Source organism: Mesorhizobium sp. M4A.F.Ca.ET.020.02.1.1, from assembly GCF_004022645.1.
GTDB lineage: Bacteria > Pseudomonadota > Alphaproteobacteria > Rhizobiales > Rhizobiaceae > Mesorhizobium.
Genome location: NZ_RZOI01001030.1, coordinates 1 through 1602 on the forward strand (window position 1 = coordinate 1; position 1602 = coordinate 1602).

The following is a 1602-nucleotide window of genomic DNA, read 5'->3' on the forward strand; positions in this document are numbered from 1 at the left end:
TCGGCAAGGCTGTCGGCGCCGACGCCTACTGCCGCGACGCGGCGGTCGCGGTCGAGACCGCCAAGGACTTCATGAAGCGCAAGCACAATGTGCGGGCTTGACCACGGCAAATGCGATCCAGGCTTGTGACCGGGAGCGCCGTCATGCACCGGGATGGCAAGATGGCCAGAATCGCTTGGCTCGAAGGGGGCTAAGGTCCGCATGCGCATCGAGTCGATCAAAGTCTATCAGGTGCTTCTGCCTGTCAAAGGTGGTGCCTACAGGATGGCCAGCGACACCGTGCAGGATCTGGACAGCACGCTCGTTGAAGTCACCACCGAGGATGGACTGTCAGGCTGGGGTGAGACGTGCCCGGTCGGCCCTGTCTACCAGCCCCAGCATGCTCTGGGTGCGCGAGCGGCAATCGCCGAAATGGCGCATGGGCTCGTCGGCGAGGACACGACGTCCATGCGCCGCCTCGCGAAAAGAATGGAGGAACGGCTGAACGGCCACAACTATGCCAAGGCGGCCTTGGACATAGCTTTCCTGGACCTCGCCGGCCAGCGGCTGGGCGTACCGGTTTCAACGCTTCTGGGCGGCGCGCTGACCGACCGTGTGCCGTCCTACTACTCGACTGTCGTCGGGGCACCGGACGAGACCGCGCGTATCGCCATCGACAAGGTCAAGGCCGGATACAGGCGGCTTCAGGTCAAGATCGGCGGACGGGATCTCGAACAAGACGTCGCCACCGTGCACAAGGTATGGGAAGCCGTTGGCTTCAAGGCCCGGATGGCCGTCGACGCCAATCGTGGCCTCACCACCGCTGCGGCGCTGCACATCGATCGGCTTTGCCAGGCAATACCGTTCGTGTTCGAACAACCCTGCAACACGATGGAGGAAGTCGCGAGCCTCAAGGGACGCGTGACCCATCCGGTCTACCTCGATGAGAATACCGAGGATTTGAATGCCGTCCTGCGGGCAGTCTCTTCAGGCATCGCGGACGGATTCGGATTGAAGGTCACCCGCCTTGGCGGTCTCACCAAGATGGTCACGGTCCGCGACCTGTGCGCGATACGATCGCTTCCGCACAGCTGCGACGATGCCTGGGGTGGTGACATCATCGCCGCGGCATGCGTACACCTCGCCGCGACTGTCGAGCCGAGACGCTTTGAGGGGGCCTGGATCGCGCAGGAATACATCGAAGGGCATACGGATCCCGTAAACCCCGTCGTTATCGAAAACGGGCATATACGCGTCCCCCAGATACCGGGGCTCGGTATCAAGCCTGAGCGATCCCAACTCAAAACGCCTGTCGCGACTTTCGGAGGCTGAGGGGTCGCGCCGCAGCATTGCAGAGAGAACGTTCATGAAGCGCAAGCGGAGCGCGCGCGGATCATAGCCGCTAGGCAATTTTCCGTCCTTCGTGGAACGCATAGGGCGCCTGGCGAGGGGCGACTCCGTCGCCGACTTCCATCACCGGCTGGGACGAACCCTCCAACTCCTTCGCCAGCCAATCCGTCGCCACGTTGGTCGTTGCGAGAACAAGACAAACGCCCTGGACGAAGCTCTCGTCACGGGTGTTGTGGTCGACGATGGTCACGCCGTCCCCATGCCACTCCAGGA

General features: G+C 62.8%; 1 protein-coding gene and 2 pseudogenes. 2 read left to right on the forward strand and 1 reads right to left on the reverse strand.

The genetic code is table 11. The annotated features are described in order from the left end of the window. Together EN742_RS39840 and EN742_RS34455 are read left to right on the forward strand one after the other, a co-directional pair. A pseudogene (locus EN742_RS39840) lies at positions 1 to 101 on the forward strand (cobalamin-binding protein); the annotation flags it as partial. Between the two features lie 100 nt (positions 102 to 201). Next, a complete protein-coding gene (locus EN742_RS34455) occupies positions 202 to 1311 on the forward strand; it encodes a mandelate racemase/muconate lactonizing enzyme family protein (protein WP_127406599.1) in 1110 nt (369 codons plus the stop codon). A gap of 70 nt (positions 1312 to 1381) precedes the next feature. Here the strand turns inward: EN742_RS34455 and EN742_RS34460 are convergent. Continuing rightward, positions 1382 to 1602: pseudogene (locus tag EN742_RS34460) on the reverse strand (oxidoreductase); the annotation flags it as partial.